The sequence below is a fragment of the Leucobacter manosquensis genome, from assembly GCF_018304845.1.
GTDB classification, from domain to species: Bacteria; Actinomycetota; Actinomycetes; order Actinomycetales; family Microbacteriaceae; genus Leucobacter; species Leucobacter alluvii.
Map to the genome: position 1 here is coordinate 3,089,277 of NZ_JAFEVO010000001.1, position 14,619 is coordinate 3,103,895.

Annotated in this window: 24 protein-coding genes; 23 read left to right on the forward strand and 1 reads right to left on the reverse strand. The window is 65.3% G+C overall.

Translation table 11 applies throughout. The annotated features are described in order from the left end of the window. Positions 1–2: 2 nt before the first annotated feature. From rplV to rplQ, 23 genes are all read left to right on the forward strand, one after another. A complete protein-coding gene (gene rplV / locus JSQ98_RS14395) occupies positions 3–383 on the forward strand; it encodes a 50S ribosomal protein L22 (RefSeq protein WP_090147112.1) in 381 nt (126 codons plus the stop codon). Between the two features lie 2 nt (positions 384–385). Then, positions 386–1,144 carry a 30S ribosomal protein S3 gene (gene rpsC, locus JSQ98_RS14400; protein WP_211650281.1) on the forward strand — a complete coding sequence of 253 codons (759 nt, stop codon included), beginning with the start codon at positions 386–388 and terminating at the stop codon, positions 1,142–1,144. Between the two features lie 2 nt (positions 1,145–1,146). Continuing rightward, complete coding sequence (rplP, locus tag JSQ98_RS14405) at positions 1,147–1,566, forward strand: 50S ribosomal protein L16 (protein WP_090147114.1); 420 nt, start codon at positions 1,147–1,149, stop codon at positions 1,564–1,566. Then, positions 1,566–1,871 (forward strand): 50S ribosomal protein L29, encoded by a 306-nt coding sequence (gene rpmC, locus JSQ98_RS14410; protein WP_010156404.1) that lies wholly within the window; start codon positions 1,566–1,568, stop codon positions 1,869–1,871. The genes rplP and rpmC overlap by 1 nt, the downstream gene beginning before the upstream one ends. 2 nt (positions 1,872–1,873) lie before the next feature. Next, a complete protein-coding gene (gene rpsQ / locus JSQ98_RS14415) occupies positions 1,874–2,146 on the forward strand; it encodes a 30S ribosomal protein S17 (RefSeq protein ID WP_010156405.1) in 273 nt (90 codons plus the stop codon). Between the two features lie 32 nt (positions 2,147–2,178). Further along, complete coding sequence (gene rplN / locus JSQ98_RS14420) at positions 2,179–2,547, forward strand: 50S ribosomal protein L14 (protein WP_058594067.1); 369 nt, start codon at positions 2,179–2,181, stop codon at positions 2,545–2,547. A 4-nt stretch (positions 2,548–2,551) separates the two neighbouring features. After that, positions 2,552–2,917 (forward strand): 50S ribosomal protein L24, encoded by a 366-nt coding sequence (gene rplX, locus JSQ98_RS14425; protein ID WP_090147116.1) that lies wholly within the window; start codon positions 2,552–2,554, stop codon positions 2,915–2,917. Further along, positions 2,914–3,483, forward strand: coding sequence for a 50S ribosomal protein L5 (rplE, locus tag JSQ98_RS14430; protein ID WP_010156408.1), 570 nt, complete (start codon positions 2,914–2,916; stop codon positions 3,481–3,483). Before rplX ends, rplE begins: the two co-directional genes overlap by 4 nt. Positions 3,484–3,601: 118 nt before the next feature. Further along, positions 3,602–4,000: a 30S ribosomal protein S8 gene (gene rpsH, locus JSQ98_RS14435; protein WP_010156409.1), complete on the forward strand. Its 399-nt coding sequence runs from the start codon at positions 3,602–3,604 to the stop codon at positions 3,998–4,000. Positions 4,001–4,006: 6 nt separating this feature from the next. Beyond that, on the forward strand, positions 4,007–4,543 hold the full coding sequence (gene rplF, locus JSQ98_RS14440; protein ID WP_090147118.1) for a 50S ribosomal protein L6: 537 nt from the start codon (positions 4,007–4,009) through the stop codon (positions 4,541–4,543). A 3-nt stretch (positions 4,544–4,546) separates the two neighbouring features. After that, positions 4,547–4,921, forward strand: a complete 375-nt coding sequence (gene rplR / locus JSQ98_RS14445; protein WP_010156412.1) for a 50S ribosomal protein L18 — start codon at positions 4,547–4,549, stop codon at positions 4,919–4,921. Continuing rightward, complete coding sequence (gene rpsE, locus JSQ98_RS15185) at positions 4,918–5,628, forward strand: 30S ribosomal protein S5 (protein WP_090147120.1); 711 nt, start codon at positions 4,918–4,920, stop codon at positions 5,626–5,628. The genes rplR and rpsE overlap by 4 nt, the downstream gene beginning before the upstream one ends. Beyond that, the gene (rpmD, locus tag JSQ98_RS14455) at positions 5,628–5,816 is read left to right on the forward strand and encodes a 50S ribosomal protein L30 (RefSeq protein WP_090147122.1); all 189 of its coding nucleotides are present in this window, start codon (positions 5,628–5,630) and stop codon (positions 5,814–5,816) included. The genes rpsE and rpmD overlap by 1 nt, the downstream gene beginning before the upstream one ends. Then, positions 5,813–6,274, forward strand: a complete 462-nt coding sequence (gene rplO / locus JSQ98_RS14460) for a 50S ribosomal protein L15 (protein WP_090147125.1) — start codon at positions 5,813–5,815, stop codon at positions 6,272–6,274. Before rpmD ends, rplO begins: the two co-directional genes overlap by 4 nt. A gap of 212 nt (positions 6,275–6,486) precedes the next feature. Further along, a complete protein-coding gene (secY, locus tag JSQ98_RS14465; protein ID WP_090147129.1) occupies positions 6,487–7,812 on the forward strand; it encodes a preprotein translocase subunit SecY in 1,326 nt (441 codons plus the stop codon). Further along, positions 7,809–8,408: an adenylate kinase gene (locus tag JSQ98_RS14470; RefSeq protein ID WP_211650283.1), complete on the forward strand. Its 600-nt coding sequence runs from the start codon at positions 7,809–7,811 to the stop codon at positions 8,406–8,408. Before secY ends, JSQ98_RS14470 begins: the two co-directional genes overlap by 4 nt. A gap of 3 nt (positions 8,409–8,411) precedes the next feature. Next, positions 8,412–9,254, forward strand: a complete 843-nt coding sequence (gene map, locus JSQ98_RS14475; RefSeq protein WP_211650285.1) for a type I methionyl aminopeptidase — start codon at positions 8,412–8,414, stop codon at positions 9,252–9,254. A 192-nt stretch (positions 9,255–9,446) separates the two neighbouring features. Beyond that, on the forward strand, positions 9,447–9,668 hold the full coding sequence (gene infA / locus JSQ98_RS14480; protein WP_010156420.1) for a translation initiation factor IF-1: 222 nt from the start codon (positions 9,447–9,449) through the stop codon (positions 9,666–9,668). Positions 9,669–9,737: 69 nt separating this feature from the next. Then, positions 9,738–9,854, forward strand: coding sequence for a 50S ribosomal protein L36 (gene rpmJ / locus JSQ98_RS14485; RefSeq protein ID WP_005050492.1), 117 nt, complete (start codon positions 9,738–9,740; stop codon positions 9,852–9,854). A gap of 221 nt (positions 9,855–10,075) precedes the next feature. After that, on the forward strand, positions 10,076–10,444 hold the full coding sequence (rpsM, locus tag JSQ98_RS14490; protein ID WP_090147134.1) for a 30S ribosomal protein S13: 369 nt from the start codon (positions 10,076–10,078) through the stop codon (positions 10,442–10,444). A gap of 47 nt (positions 10,445–10,491) precedes the next feature. Beyond that, positions 10,492–10,890 (forward strand): 30S ribosomal protein S11, encoded by a 399-nt coding sequence (gene rpsK / locus JSQ98_RS14495; protein ID WP_010156423.1) that lies wholly within the window; start codon positions 10,492–10,494, stop codon positions 10,888–10,890. A gap of 153 nt (positions 10,891–11,043) precedes the next feature. Continuing rightward, positions 11,044–12,030 (forward strand): DNA-directed RNA polymerase subunit alpha, encoded by a 987-nt coding sequence (locus JSQ98_RS14500; protein WP_058594071.1) that lies wholly within the window; start codon positions 11,044–11,046, stop codon positions 12,028–12,030. Positions 12,031–12,075: 45 nt separating this feature from the next. Next, the gene (gene rplQ / locus JSQ98_RS14505) at positions 12,076–12,558 is read left to right on the forward strand and encodes a 50S ribosomal protein L17 (protein WP_090147135.1); all 483 of its coding nucleotides are present in this window, start codon (positions 12,076–12,078) and stop codon (positions 12,556–12,558) included. A 103-nt stretch (positions 12,559–12,661) separates the two neighbouring features. Here the strand turns inward: rplQ and JSQ98_RS14510 are convergent, their stop codons facing one another. Beyond that, entirely contained in the window at positions 12,662–14,563 is a 1,902-nt protein-coding gene (locus JSQ98_RS14510; RefSeq protein ID WP_211650287.1) for an acyltransferase family protein, read from the reverse strand. Between the last annotated feature and the right edge of the window lie 56 nt (positions 14,564–14,619).

Genomic DNA, 14,619 nt, shown 5'->3' on the forward strand with positions numbered 1-14,619 from the left:
AAATGGTGGAGTCGACCGCACGTCTGCGTCACATCCGCATCACCCCCCAGAAGGCCCGTCGTGTCATTGACCTGGTCCGTGGGAAGAACGCTCAGGAGGCACTCGCCATCCTGAAGTTCGCCCCGCAGGCCGCAGCGGAGCCGATTTTCAAGCTCGTCGCTTCGGCGATCGCGAATGCGCGCGTCAAGGCCGACAAGGAGAACCTGCGTCTCAACGAGGACGAGCTCGTCGTAGCTCGTGCATTCGTGGACGAGGGCGCAACGCTCAAGCGTTTCCGCCCCCGTGCTCAGGGCCGCGCATTCCGTATCAACAAGCGCACCAGCCACATCACTGTCGTGCTGCAGACGGCTGATGAGCTCGCCGCCGTGAAGAAGGGAGCCTAGGTATGGGCCAGAAGATTCATCCCTATGGCTTCCGCCTCGGGATCACCACCGATCACGTGTCGCGTTGGTTCTCGGACTCGACGAAGGCCGGGCAGCGCTACGCTGACTACCTCGCCGAGGACATCAAGATCCGTCAGCACCTGACGAAGCAGCTCGACCGTGCGGGCGTGTCCCGCGTGGAGATCGAGCGCACCCGTGACCGTGTTCGCGTGGACATCCACTCGGCACGTCCCGGTATCGTCATCGGTCGTCGCGGCGCCGAGGCCGAGCGCATCCGCGCTGACCTCGAGAAGCTCACCGGCAAGCAGATCCAGCTCAACATCCTCGAGGTCAAGAACCCCGAGGCTGACGCTCAGCTCGTCGCACAGGGCATCGCCGAGCAGCTCGCTGCTCGCGTGGCGTTCCGCCGTGCGATGCGCAAGGGTCTGCAGGGCGCTCAGCGCGCCGGCGCCAAGGGCATCCGCATCCAGGTCTCCGGCCGCCTCGGCGGCGCCGAGATGAGCCGTTCGGAGTTCTACCGCGAAGGCCGTGTGCCGCTGCACACGCTCCGCGCGAACATCGACTACGGCTTCTACGAGGCGAAGACCACCTTCGGTCGTATCGGCGTGAAGGTCTGGATCTACAAGGGCGACCTGACCAACAAGGAACTCGCTCGTGAGCAGGCGGCCCAGAAGCCGTCGCGCGACCGCGGCGACCGCCGCCGTGCACCCCGTAGTGCACAGGCCGAGGCTGCACCCGCTGCAGCAGGAGCGGAGAAGTAAGCATGCTGATTCCCCGTCGAGTCAAGTACCGCAAGCAGCACCACCCGAGCCGCACCGGTCAGTCCAAGGGCGGTAACGAGATCGCCTTCGGCGAGTTCGGTATCCAGGCACTGACCCCCGCCTACGTGACCAACCGTCAGATCGAGTCCGCTCGTATCGCCATGACGCGTCACATCAAGCGTGGCGGCAAGGTGTGGATCAACATCTACCCCGATCGTCCCCTGACCAAGAAGCCTGCGGAAACCCGCATGGGTTCGGGTAAGGGCTCGCCCGAGTGGTGGGTTGCCAATGTCAAGCCGGGCCGCGTCCTCTTCGAGGTCGCCGGTGTCGATGAGGAGCTCGCACGCGAGGCGCTCACCCGCGCCATCCACAAGCTGCCCCTCAAGGCCCGCATTATCAAGCGCGAGGAGGGCGACGCGTAATGGCGATCGGTACCAAAGAACTGGCCATCACCGAGCTCGATAGTTTCGAGAACGAGCGGTTGGCCGAAGAGCTCAAGAAGGCGAAGGGCGAACTCTTCAACCTTCGCTTCCAGTCGGCTACCGGCCAGCTGGAAAGCCACGGCCGCGTTCGTCAGGTGAAGCGCGACATCGCTCGCATCTACACCGTGCTGCGCGAGCGTGAGCTCGGCATTCGTGCCACCCCTGCTGCTGCGCCCGCAAAGGCGAAGAAGAGCAGCAAGAAGACCGAGCAGGCGGATGCCGCCGCTGAGACGAAGGAGGCCTAGACATGGCTGAGGTCGAGAAGGAACAGCGCGGCTACCGTAAGGCCCGCCGCGGCTATGTCGTCAGCGACAAGATGGAGAAGACCATCGTTGTCGAGGTCGAGGACCGTGTGAAGCACCCGCTGTACGGCAAGGTGCTCCGCCGCTCGTCGAAGGTCAAGGCCCACGACGAGCAGAACACGGCCGGTATCGGCGATCTCGTGCTCATCCACGAGACCCGGCCGCTGAGCGCTTCCAAGCGCTGGCGTCTGGTCGAGGTCCTCGAGAAGGCGAAGTAAGCCCTCGGGCTTACTCAGTGAAGGAGTAGCAAGTGATTCAGCAGGAATCCCGACTCAAGGTGGCCGACAACAGCGGCGCCAAGGAGTTGCTCACGATCCGTGTCCTCGGTGGCTCGAAGCGTCGTTACGCCGGTCTCGGCGACACGATCGTCGCGACCGTCAAGGACGCGATCCCCGGTGGCAACGTCAAGAAGGGCGATGTGGTCAAGGCCGTCATCGTCCGGACGCGCAAGTCGACCCGTCGTGGTGACGGATCGTACATCGCGTTCGACGAGAACGCCGCCGTTATCCTCAAGGCCGACGGGGAGCCCCGCGGCACCCGCATCTTCGGGCCGGTCGGACGTGAACTCCGCGACAAGCGGTTCATGAAGATCGTCTCGCTCGCACCGGAGGTGATCTAGTCCTATGGGCGCAAAGATCAAGAAGGGTGACCTCGTCGAGGTCATCTCTGGCCCGTCGCAGGAACGCGGCGGCTACAAGGGCAAGCAGGGTCGAGTAATCGAGGTCCTGTCCGAAACCGATCGCATCGTGGTGGAGGGCGTCAACTTCGTCACCAAGCATGTGCGCGTCGGCCAGTCGGACCGTGGCACCCGCGAGGGTGGCATCGAGACCGTCGAGGCTCCGATCCACGTGTCCAACGTCGCAGTCGTCGACCCCGAGACGAAGAAGCCGACTCGCGTCGGGTTCCGCGTCGAGGAAGTCGAGAAAGACGGCAAGAAGAAGACTGTTCGCGTTCGTTTCGCGAAGAAGTCCGGGAAGGATCTCGCATGACCGAGACTGCAGCGACCACCGCTCAGCCCCGCCTGAAGCAGAAGTACCGCTCCGAGATCGTTCCGCAGCTGCGCGAAGAGTTCGGCTACGCCAACATCATGCAGGTTCCCGGCGTCGTCAAGGTCGTCGTGAACACCGGTGTCGGTGAAGCCGCTCGCGACAGCAAGGTGATCGAGGGCGCGATCGCCGATCTCGTGAAGATCACCGGTCAGAAGCCCATGGTCACCAAGGCTCGCAAGTCCATCGCGCAGTTCAAGCTGCGCGAGGGCCAGGCGATCGGTGCTCACGTCACGCTCCGTGGCGATCGGTCGTGGGAGTTCCTCGACCGCCTGGTGAACCTGGCTCTGCCCCGTATCCGCGATTTCCGTGGCCTTTCGCCGCGCCAGTTCGATGGAAACGGCAACTACACCTTCGGTTTGACCGAGCAGAGTGTGTTCCACGAGATCGATCAGGATAAGATTGATCGCGTGCGTGGGTTCGACATCACTGTCGTGACCACCGCGAAGACCGACGATGAGGGCCGTGCGCTGCTTCGCGCGCTCGGCTTCCCCTTCAAGTCGGAATAACTGAATAGTCCAAACGGCGAGGGTGCTCGGGAATCCCCGGGCACCCAATCCGTGTGTCACCCAGGTCATGCGTCGGTGTACCGGCGTATGAAACCAGGCGAGAAAGAAAGAGTCACTCATGACGATGACTGATCCGGTAGCAGATATGCTGACCCGGCTGCGCAACGCAAACTCTGCGCATCATGACGACGTTTCGCTCCCCGGCTCGAAGCTGAAGGAGCGGATCGCTGAGATCCTCAAGCGCGAAGGCTACATCCAGGACTGGAAGGTCGAGGCCGCACGCGTGGGCACGACCATCACCATGTCGCTGAAGTACGGCCCGAACCGCGAGCGTTCGATCGAGGGCATCAAGCGGGTCTCCAAGCCCGGCCTTCGCGTGTACGCGGGCTCGACCGAGATCCCGAGCGTGCTCGGCGGACTCGGCATCGCGATCCTGTCCACCTCCTCGGGTCTGTTGACTGACCGCGAGGCTGAGCAGAAGGGCGTTGGCGGGGAAGTCCTCGCTTACGTGTGGTAAGGCGTCATGTCACGTATTGGTAAGCTTCCCATCGCCGTTCCCGGCGGTGTAGATGTCAAGATCGACGGCCAGAAGGTCACGGTCAAGGGCGCGAAGGGCGAGCTCTCGCTCGTCGTCGCAGATCCCATCCGCGTCGCACTCGAGGACGGTCAGGTGCTCGTCACCCGCCCGAACGACGAGCGCGATTCCCGAGCGCTGCACGGCCTCAGCCGCACGCTCATCAACAACAACATCATCGGCGTCACCGAGGGCTACACCAAGCAGCTCGAGGTCGTCGGCACGGGATACCGCGTGCAGCAGAAGGGCACCGGCCTCGAGCTCGCGCTCGGCTTCTCGCACCCGGTCAACGTGGACGCCCCCGAGGGCATCACGCTCGCGGTCGAGGGCAACACCAAGATCACCGTCAGCGGGATCTCGAAGCAGGCTGTCGGCGAGGCCGCAGCCAACATCCGCAAGCTGAAGAAGCCGGAGCCCTACAAGGGCAAGGGCATTCGCTACGCGGGCGAGGTTGTCCGTCGCAAGGCAGGAAAGGCTGGTAAGTAACCCATGGCCGCTTCAGTATCCCGGGCTAAGGGTCGGTCGGCTGCGCGCGTTCGCCGCCACACCCGCCTGCGCAAGAAGATCGTCGGCACGGAGGTTCGCCCCCGTCTCGTCGTCAACCGCTCATCCCGCCACGTCTTCGTACAGGTCGTCGATGACTCGAAGGGTCTCACCCTCGCTTCGGCTTCGACCATGGAAGCCGATCTGCGTTCGTTCGACGGCGACAAGACCGCCAAGGCCCGCAAGGTCGGCGAACTCGTCGCTGAGCGCGCCAAGGGCGCCGGCATCGACGCTGTGGTATTCGACCGCGGCGGCAGCAAGTACGCCGGTCGCGTCGCAGCGATCGCCGATGGCGCTCGCGAAGGGGGGCTGACCCTGTGAGCAACGAAACGAAGGAGCAGCAAGTGTCTGCAGAGGCCCAGTCTGAGACGACGGCCGGGCAGGCCGCTCCGGCTCAGGATCACCGCAACGAGCCGCGCGAGCAGCGTCGCGGGAGCCGCGATCGCGGAACCCGCAACGAGCGCGGCGGCCGCGACCGCAACGAGAGCCAGTTCCTCGAGCGCGTCGTCACCATCAACCGCGTCTCGAAGGTCGTCAAGGGCGGCCGTCGCTTCAGCTTCACCGCGCTCGTCGTGGTGGGCGATGGCAACGGAACCGTCGGCGTCGGCTACGGCAAGGCGAAGGAGGTGCCTCTCGCCATCGCAAAGGGTGTCGAAGAGGCCAAGAAGAACTTCTTCCGCGTGCCCCGCGTCGGCAGCACCATCCCGCACCCCGTGCAGGGCGAGGCCGCAGCCGGTGTCGTACTTCTGCGTCCGGCAGCAGCAGGTACCGGTGTTATCGCCGGTGGCCCGGTGCGCGCCGTACTCGAGTGCGCCGGCATCCACGATGTGCTGAGCAAGTCGCTCGGTTCGTCGAACACCCTGAACATCGTGCATGCGACCGTTGAGGCACTGCAGCAGCTCGAGGAGCCCCGCTCCGTCGCAGCTCGCCGCGGCCTCGACTTCGACCGCGTCGCTCCGGCCCGCATCGTGCGCGCTGAGGCGAAGGCCGCGGCCGACGCTGCCGCGAAGGCAAAGGCAGGTGCGTAATGGCGAAGAGCCTGAAGGTTACGCAGACGAAGTCCGTCATCAGTGAAAAGCAGAACCAGCGCGACACGCTGCGGAGCTTGGGTCTCAAGAAGATCGGCCAGTCGGTCGTTCGTGAAGACACTCAGGCCAACCGCGGCTACATTCGCGCGGTCGCTCACCTGGTAGTGGTTGAGGAGATCGACGTATGAGCGAGAACAACGAGGAGCGTGAGTCGGTGCTGAAGGCGCACCACCTCCGTCCGGCTCCCGGTTCCAAGAAGGCCAAGACCCGCGTGGGTCGTGGCGAGGCATCGAAGGGCAAGACCGCAGGCCGCGGTACCAAGGGCACCAAGGCTCGGTACCAGGTCAAGGTCGGCTTCGAGGGTGGGCAGATGCCGCTGCATATGCGCACCCCGAAGCTCCGCGGGTTCAAGAACCCGTTCCGCACCGAGTACCAGGTGGTGAACGTCGCGAAGCTCGCTGAGCTCTACCCCCAGGGTGGCGACGTCACCGTCGAGGATCTCGTGGCCAAGGGCGCCGTTCGCAAGAACCAGCCCGTCAAGGTGCTGGGCAACGGCGACCTCCAGGTCAAGCTCAACGTGCAGGTCGACAAGGTCTCGAGCTCCGCTGAGCAGAAGATCGTCGCCGCAGGCGGAGCAGTGAAGTAACGGTCCGTTCGGACCAGCAACACCCTCGGGGATCTCCCGAGTAGCGGGGGCTCGGCGGGGACGGCATTCATGCCGTTCCCGCCCACCCCCGCTGTCTTGTTTCATCCGCCAATCACGGCGATGGCTCGGTCACGCGGCACACGCCGTGTAGGCTGGAGCAATTGGTTCTCGTCGGTAGGCGAAGCCCCTTACGACGTTCCAGGAGGCAGATTTTGTTCAGCGCCATCGGACGGATCTTCCGGACACCCGATTTGCGGCGGAAGATCGTCTTCACGCTCGCCATCGTGTCGTTGTTCCGGCTCGGGTCATTCATCCCAGCACCGTTCGTAGACTTCAACAACGTTCAAGCGTGCCTGGTGGCGAACCAGAACCAGGGCAGCTCGGGCCTCTACGACATGATCAACCTCTTCAGCGGTGGAGCACTGCTGCAGCTGTCGATCTTCGCGCTCGGCATCATGCCGTACATCACGGCATCGATCATCACGCAGCTGCTCCGCGTCGTGATCCCGCACTTCGAGGCGCTCCACAAGGAAGGCCAGGCCGGCCAGGCGAAGCTGACGCAGTACACGCGCTACCTGACCATCGCGCTCGCAATCCTGCAGTCGACGACGCTCATCACCGTCGCGCGTTCGGGACAGCTCTTCGGCGCCGCCGCCAACCAGGCGTGCCAGAATCTCGTCTCCCAGGAATGGTGGGCGGTGCTGATCATGATCATCACGATGACGGCCGGTACCGGCCTCATCATGTGGTTCGGCGAACTGATCACCGAGCGAGGCGTCGGCAACGGCATGTCGCTCCTCATCTTCACCTCGATCGCGGCAACCTTCCCCGGCGCCATGTGGGTCATCAAGGAGTCGCGCGGCTGGGAAGTGTTCTTCATAGTTCTCGGGGTGGGCCTGCTGGTGGTAGCGGCTGTCGTCTTCGTCGAGCAGTCGCAGCGTCGCATCCCGGTGCAGTACGCCAAGCGCGTCGTCGGGCGCCGTACATACGGCGGAAGCAGCACGTACATCCCGATCAAGGTCAACATGGCGGGCGTGATCCCCGTGATCTTCGCCTCGGCGATCCTGTATCTGCCGATGCTCATCACGCAGTTCAACCAACCGCAGATCGGCGAGGACCCGAAGCCGTGGGTGGTCTGGATCCAGAACAACCTGGTCTACGGCGACCAGCCCTTCTACATGCTCGTCTTCTTCCTCCTCGTCATCGGCTTCACCTTCTTCTACGTGCAGATCACGTTCAACCCGGAAGAAGTCTCCGACAACATGAAGCAGTACGGAGGGTTCATCCCGGGCATCCGCGCCGGTCGGCCGACCGCGGAGTACCTCAACTACGTGCTCACCCGCATCACCAGCGCAGGATCGCTCTACCTCGGTGTCATCGCACTGCTTCCGCTCGTCGCGCTCTCGTTCTTCGGGGCGAACCAGAACTTCCCGTTCGGCGGTGCATCGATCCTCATCATCGTGGGTGTCGGGCTCGAGACCGTGAAGCAGATCGACGCGCAGCTGCAGCAGCGCCACTACGAAGGGCTCCTCAAGTGACCGCAGAGACGACCGCGCGACTGCTCATCATCGGCCCGCCCGGAGCCGGCAAGGGGACGCAGGCCGGTCGCATCGCAGCGCGCTACCAGGTTCCGGCGATTTCCACCGGTGATATCTTCCGCGCCAACATCCAGGGCGGTACGGAACTGGGGCAGCAGGTGCAGGCCGTCATCGAACAGGGCGAGCTGGTGCCAGACGAGCTCACGAACCGCATTGTCGCCGATCGCCTCTCGCAGGACGACGCGGCTTCGGGATTCCTGCTCGACGGGTACCCGCGAACAGTCGACCAGGTGCGCGCGCTCGACGGGATGCTCAACGGCTCGTCGCTCGACGCCGTCGTGCTGCTCGAAGCGGACCCAGAGGAGGTCGTGGCACGTCTGCTCAAGCGAGCGGCGGTCGAGGGGCGCTCCGATGACACCGAAGAGGTCATTCGTCATCGCCAGGACGTGTACGCCGAGCAGACCGCACCGCTCATCGAGCTGTTCTCCAAGCGGGGCATCCTCGTCTCCGTCGACGGGCTCGGCTCCGTCGACGAGGTGTCGGAGCGGATCGCTGAGGGCCTCGCTGCGCAGCTGAACGCGCGAGTCGGGCAGTAGCCCTTGGCGCGTCGAGGCCTGCTGCGACGTTCGATCTACAAGACGCCGGCGCAGCTCCGCCAGATGGTCGCTCCCGGTCGCGCCACGGCGGCCGCGCTCTCCGCGATGCGGGCAGAGGTGGCTCCCGGAATCACCCCGCTCGAGCTCGACGCGATCGCTGAGCGCGCCGTCCGGCAGCACGGCGGATCTCCGAACTTCATGCTGGAGCCCGGGTACCGCCACACGATCTGCGCGAACGTGAATGAGCACGTCGTTCATGCGATCCCGACCGACCGTCCGCTCGAAGCGGGCGACATCGTCGCTCTCGACGCGGGGGCGGTGGTAGACGGGTGGCACGGAGACGCTGCATTCACAGCGGTGCTGCCCGACCACGCCGACCCGGAGCGGACGTCGGCCAACCAGCATCTCAGCGATGTCACCGAGCAGGCGATGTGGCGGGGAATCGCGCGTCTCGCTTCGGCATCCCACCTCGGAGAGGTCGGAGAAGCCGTCGCCGCCTACGTCAGAGCCCACAGCAGTTTCGGGGTGCTCGAGGACTACATCGGTCACGGCATCGGTCGCAGCATGCACGAGGATCCTCCGGTGTTCAACGTGCCGACGCGCCGACGCGGACCGGAGGTGAAGCCGGGGCTCGTCGTCGCGATCGAACCCATCATCTCGGCAGGCGGGATTGACACCGTGGTCGAGGACGACGACTGGACGGTGACGATCGCCGACGGATCCATGAGCGCGCAGTGGGAGCACAGCGTCGCCGTGCACGAGCGCGGCATCTGGGTGCTCACCGCACCCGACGGGGGAGCGAGCGGCCTCGAGCCGCTCGGAGTCCGGCCCGTGCCGTTCGTCTAGGGACGCAGGAATCACGTCCGCCACGACGCGACACTCGGCGAGCTTTACAAAAGGCGACACGCCGAGTACTCTTGATCTTTGGTGCTTTGCGCCTGCTTTTGCGTTCGCGCCGACCGTAGTCGGATCGCGGTCGGAGACGCAGAAGCTGAGCATTCGCATGACCAGTACACCTACGCAAGCGATAGTGAGGCTATGGCGAAGAAAGACGGCGTCATCGAGATCGAGGGACACATCGTCGAGGCTCTGCCCAACGCGATGTTCCGCGTCGAGTTGACCAATGGACACAAAGTGCTCGCTCATATCTCAGGCAAAATGCGTCAGCACTACATCCGCATCCTTCCCGAGGATCGCGTGATCGTTGAGCTGACGCCCTACGATCTGACCCGCGGCCGTATCGTCTACCGCTACAAGTAGGTCGCTGGGAAGTAACGACTCGCGGCACTCCGCGAGTACGAGGACAGCGATACACACGAAGGAACCATCATGAAGGTCAATCCCAGCGTCAAGCCGATCTGCGATCACTGCAAGGTCATTCGCCGCCACGGACGCGTCATGGTGATCTGCAAGAGCAACCCGCGCCACAAGCAGCGCCAGGGCTGAGTCCCTGCCGTCGCCGGCGGCTCTGCAGAACACACAACTGAATATCTGATCCAGCGCATCGAAGAACCTGCGCGGATCTCATGGAATCGGAACGCGCAGCGTCCGTGAGAGATCCGCGGTGAGCTCACCAGCCCACCTCATTTCGTGCAGGGGACACCTCGGGCCGGAGGCCCGAACCCCCGATGCGCACCACACCTCCACGATCCGCAAGGAGAGCCAACATGGCACGTCTCGCAGGAGTCGACATCCCACGCGATAAGCGCGTTGAGATCGCACTCACTTACATCTACGGCGTCGGGCGCACGAGCGCGCTCAAGACGCTCGCCGACACCAGCATCGATGGCAACATCCGCGTCAAGGACCTGTCGGATGAGCAGCTGGTCGCGCTTCGCGATTACATCGAAGGCAACTTCAAGGTTGAGGGCGATCTTCGCCGCGAGGTCGCAGCCGATATCCGCCGCAAGGTGGAGACCGGCAGCTACCAGGGGCTCCGCCACCGGAAGGGCCTGCCTGTGCACGGTCAGCGCACCAAGACGAACGCTCGTACCCGCAAGGGCCCGAAGCGCACCGTCGCCGGCAAGAAGAAGTAACGCCGGTCCGTTAGACCTACACACAGAGCTTTTCAGGAGAACACTCAATGGCTGCACCAAAGACCGCGGCTCGCAAGCCGCGTCGCAAGGACAAGAAGAACGTCGCCGTGGGCCAGGCCCACATCAAGTCGACCTTCAACAACACGATCGTCTCGATCACCGACACCACCGGTGCCGTGATCAGCTGGGCCTCCTCAGGCGGCGTCGGCTTCAAGGGTTCGCGCAAGTCGACCCCGTTCGCCGCTCAGCTCGCCGCTGAGTCCGCTGCGCGCAAGGCGCAGGAGCACGGCATGAAGAAGGTCGACATCTTCGTCAAGGGCCCGGGCTCGGGCCGCGAGACCGCGATCCGCTCGCTGCAGGCCGCTGGCCTCGAGGTGGGTTCGATCAACGATGTGACGCCGCAGACGCACAACGGCTGCCGTCCGCCGAAGCGTCGCCGCGTCTGATCGGAAGGTCGCGCCGGCGCGAGCCGGCGCGACTGCCGCCCCAGTGGCGGCGATCCGTCGTATTCAGCACCGGCTCTCCCCGGTGCTTCAGCCCACTTCAATCCCGATACCGCATGAGTCATATAGCGGACTCCAGCGAAAGGATCACACACCGTGCTGATTGCACAGCGACCCACTCTGACTGAAGAATCGATCTCCGAGTTCCGTTCGCGTTTCGCCATCGAGCCGCTTGAGCCCGGCTTCGGCTACACGCTCGGTAACTCGCTGCGTCGTACCCTGCTGTCGTCCATCCCCGGCGCCGCGGTCACGAGCGTGCGTTTCGAGGGCGTCGCCCACGAGTTCACGACCATCCCGGGCGTGACCGAGGACGTCACCGAGATCATCCTCAACATCAAGGATCTCGTCGTCTCGAGCGAGCATGACGAGCCGATCACCGCGTACCTCCGGAAGACCGGCGCCGGCGAGGTCACCGCCGCCGACATCTCGGCTCCGGCGGGTGTCGAGGTGCACAACCCCGAGCTCGTCATCGCAACGCTCAGCGACTCGGCTCAGTTCGAACTCGAACTGACGATCGAGCGCGGCCGCGGATACGTCTCGGCCGCTCAGAACCGCAACGAGGACGCTGAGGTCGGCCGTATCCCGGTCGACTCCATCTACTCGCCGGTGCTGAAGGTCACGTACCGCGTCGAAGCGACCCGAGCCGGCGAGCGCACCGACTTCGACCGCCTGGTCGTCGATGTCGAGTCGAAGCCCGCCATCTCGCCGCGCGACGCGATCGCGTCTGCAGGTTCGACGCTCGTCGAGCTCTTCGGGCTCGCGCGCGAGCTGAACACCGCGGCCGAGGGCGTCGAGATCGGCCCCGCGCCGGTCGAGGTCGTCGCGGAGGGTGAGCTCTCGATCCCGATCGAGGATCTGGATCTCTCGGTGCGCAGCTACAACTGCCTCAAGCGCGAGGGCATTAACACGGTGAGCGAGCTGGTAGCGCTCTCCGAGGCGCAGCTGATGAACATTCGCAACTTCGGCCAGAAGTCGGTCTTCGAGGTGCGCGACAAGCTCACCGAGATGGGCCTCTCGCTCAAGGACGCGGTGCCCGGGTTCGACGGTGCGCAGTTCTACAGCTACGAAGACGACAACAACTAACGGTTCGGCACTGTCCGCCCGACCGCACACTTACTGGAGTAAATAATGCCCAAGCCCAACAAGGGCCCCCGCCTCGGAGGCGGCCCCGCACACGAGCGTCTGATGCTGAACCAGCTGGCTTCGCAGCTCTTCGAGCACAAGCGCATTCAGACGACGGAGACGAAGGCCAAGCGCCTGCAGCCCGTCGCCGAGCGCCTCGTCACCTTCGCGAAGCGGGGAGACCTGCACTCGCGTCGTCGCGTCATGCGTCAGATCCTCGACAAGTCGGTTGTCCACGAGCTCTTCACGGAGATCGCACCGCTCGTCGAGAACCGCGAGGGCGGGTACACCCGCATCGTCAAGACCGGATTCCGCAAGGGCGATCGTGCCCCGCTCGCCGTGATCGAGCTCGTGCTCGAGCCGGTCACGCCGAAGCCGAAGGCTGAGAAGCCCGCCGCTCCGGTTGCAGAAGAGCCCGCTGAGGAGACCACCACCGAGGCGCCCGCTGAGGAGACCACCGAGGCACCCGCCGAGGAGAAGGCCGAGTAGCCTCCTCGTTCGACTGTTCGAAAGCCCCCGTTGCGTTCTGCGCACCGGGGGCTTTCGGGTTGCAGGGGCGCGGGTTGCCGTATCTCCCGCGACGGCGGTTCGGTCAGCGGCGCGGCAACGCGTAGCCGATGCCCTCGCCGGGGCGCTGCAGCTCTTCGAGAGCGTTCTCCACGCAGTCGGCGTAGAGCTCGCCGCCGCTCGGGTTCGGGTGGATCCCGTCACCCGCGAGCGCGGACGGCGGGGCGGCGGAGATCGTCCCCTCCCAATCGGCGACGACGACGCCGCGATGGGTGTCGGCGTAGGCCGTGAGAGCGTCATTGACGCCGGGAACCCACTCGCGATCCGCGTGCGCGTTGACGAGCACGATGAGCCGGTCGCCAGCCGACTGTCGCAGGCTGTCGAGTTCTTCGAGTCGCACGGGCCCGTTGGTCCCGAGGCCGACGAGGAGCACGGGGCGCAGGACGTCGGTACCCGCCTGCTCCGATGCGAGTGCGACGCCGGCTCCCATGCTGCGCGATACGGATGCGTCGATCGCTATGCCCGGAAAACGCTCCTCGAGCTCGGGGAGGCTCGCCAGCATCACCGAGTCTCCGATGGCGCTCATGTCGGTACCGGCGGCGGCGATCGGCTCGTCGGGCTTCGTCGAGCTCTCGCCTGCGGCGGCAGCACCTGAGCTCGCGTCCGGTCCGTCCTCGGCGCCCGCTGCCTCAGACGCCTCCGACTGCGACGCATCGCGCGCGGCTGCGCCTCGTTCTACAGCATCTGCTGCTGAGGTCTGCGCGGGCGCCGTGGCGACGGCGAACACGGTGGCCGGCACGGTGAGGACCAGCACGGAAGCCACCACGGCCGGAACAATCCTTCGGCCTCGGAACGCTCGGTCGGGCCGCGCCAGGAGCATGAGTGACCGCCTGAGGCCGAACCGTCTCACGGGCTCCTCGATGTATCGGAACGAGAGCGCCGCCGTGATGAGCGTCAGCGCCAACGTCACGGCGCCCACGATCCACGGCGATCCCGTTCCGAGGCCCGCTGCGACGAGCAGCAGCAACGGCCAGTGCCAGAGGTAGATGCCGTACGAGCGCTCTCCGACCCACCGCAAAGGCCGTGCGTCGAGCGCCGCACCGATCCATGCGCCCGGCCTCGTCACCGCCCACACGGTCAGGAGTGCGGCGAGGGAGGCCAACTGGAAGCCCCAGGCGAAGCTCTGCTCGCCGCCCTCCTGCAGGGTCACCGCGAGCCAGCCCAGTACGCCGAGCCCGGCCAGGGCGATACCGGTCAACGCGAGCTGGGCGTACCGGCCCGGTCCCCGGTGCGGCAGCTCGGATGACCTTCCTGTCGTGAGGAGTGCGAGGGCCGCGCCGAATGCGAGCCCGAACGAGTGCGTATCGGAACCGAAGTACACCCGGGTCGGCTCAGCGCCGCCAGCGGAGAGCGCGATCATGAGGAACGCGGAGGCCGTGCCGAGCGCGACGAGGGGGAGCGCGCGCAGCACGCGGCCCCGGATCCTGACGATGACGAGCAGCAGGAGCGGGAGAACGATGTAGTACTGCTCCTCGATCGCCAAGGACCAGGTGTTGCGGAAGAGCTCGGGAGCGTCTCGCGCGAAGTAGTCGGCGCCGGCCGCGATCGAGGTCCAGTTGCCGACGAAGAATGCGGCGCCCGCGATCTGACGTCCGATTCCGACGAGGAGGTCGCGGTCGACGAGCACCGCGACGGCTGTCGAGACCGCGAGCACCAGCCCGAGCGCTGGGAGCAGACGTCGAGCGCGACGTCGCCAGAAGTGACCGAGCCGGATTCGCCCCGTGCTCGCATGCTCTCGCAGCAGCAGCGTGGTGATCAGAAAGCCGCTGATGACGAAGAAGATGTTGACGCCCAGAAACCCGCCGGGCAGTGGACCGGGGAAGAGGTGGTAGCAGAGCACGAGGCCGACCGCGATGGCGCGGAGTCCGTCGAGCCCCCCGAGCCGGTCGGCGCGGGGGAGTGCACGTGTCGGAGGAGTCTGAGTCATAGTGTCGAGTGCGGCGCGGTCCCGGCCGGGGCGCCTCGGGCATCCAGTGTACGTTG

Coding starts and splice junctions, on each gene's coding strand:
- rpmC (WP_010156404.1), top strand. CDS start 1,566: ATGGCGATCGGTACCAAAGAACTGGCCATCACCGAGCTCGATAGTTTC.
- rplV (WP_090147112.1), top strand. CDS start 3: ATGGTGGAGTCGACCGCACGTCTGCGTCACATCCGCATCACCCCCCAG.
- rpsM (WP_090147134.1), top strand. CDS start 10,076: ATGGCACGTCTCGCAGGAGTCGACATCCCACGCGATAAGCGCGTTGAG.
- rplR (WP_010156412.1), top strand. CDS start 4,547: ATGGCCGCTTCAGTATCCCGGGCTAAGGGTCGGTCGGCTGCGCGCGTT.
- rpsC (WP_211650281.1), top strand. CDS start 386: ATGGGCCAGAAGATTCATCCCTATGGCTTCCGCCTCGGGATCACCACC.
- rpsH (WP_010156409.1), top strand. CDS start 3,602: ATGACGATGACTGATCCGGTAGCAGATATGCTGACCCGGCTGCGCAAC.
- rplP (WP_090147114.1), top strand. CDS start 1,147: ATGCTGATTCCCCGTCGAGTCAAGTACCGCAAGCAGCACCACCCGAGC.
- infA (WP_010156420.1), top strand. CDS start 9,447: ATGGCGAAGAAAGACGGCGTCATCGAGATCGAGGGACACATCGTCGAG.
- rpsQ (WP_010156405.1), top strand. CDS start 1,874: ATGGCTGAGGTCGAGAAGGAACAGCGCGGCTACCGTAAGGCCCGCCGC.
- rplX (WP_090147116.1), top strand. CDS start 2,552: ATGGGCGCAAAGATCAAGAAGGGTGACCTCGTCGAGGTCATCTCTGGC.
- rplQ (WP_090147135.1), top strand. CDS start 12,076: ATGCCCAAGCCCAACAAGGGCCCCCGCCTCGGAGGCGGCCCCGCACAC.
- JSQ98_RS14510 (WP_211650287.1), bottom strand. CDS start 14,563: ATGACTCAGACTCCTCCGACACGTGCACTCCCCCGCGCCGACCGGCTC.
- rpmD (WP_090147122.1), top strand. CDS start 5,628: ATGGCGAAGAGCCTGAAGGTTACGCAGACGAAGTCCGTCATCAGTGAA.
- rpsK (WP_010156423.1), top strand. CDS start 10,492: ATGGCTGCACCAAAGACCGCGGCTCGCAAGCCGCGTCGCAAGGACAAG.
- rpmJ (WP_005050492.1), top strand. CDS start 9,738: ATGAAGGTCAATCCCAGCGTCAAGCCGATCTGCGATCACTGCAAGGTC.
- rplE (WP_010156408.1), top strand. CDS start 2,914: ATGACCGAGACTGCAGCGACCACCGCTCAGCCCCGCCTGAAGCAGAAG.
- rplO (WP_090147125.1), top strand. CDS start 5,813: ATGAGCGAGAACAACGAGGAGCGTGAGTCGGTGCTGAAGGCGCACCAC.
- rplF (WP_090147118.1), top strand. CDS start 4,007: ATGTCACGTATTGGTAAGCTTCCCATCGCCGTTCCCGGCGGTGTAGAT.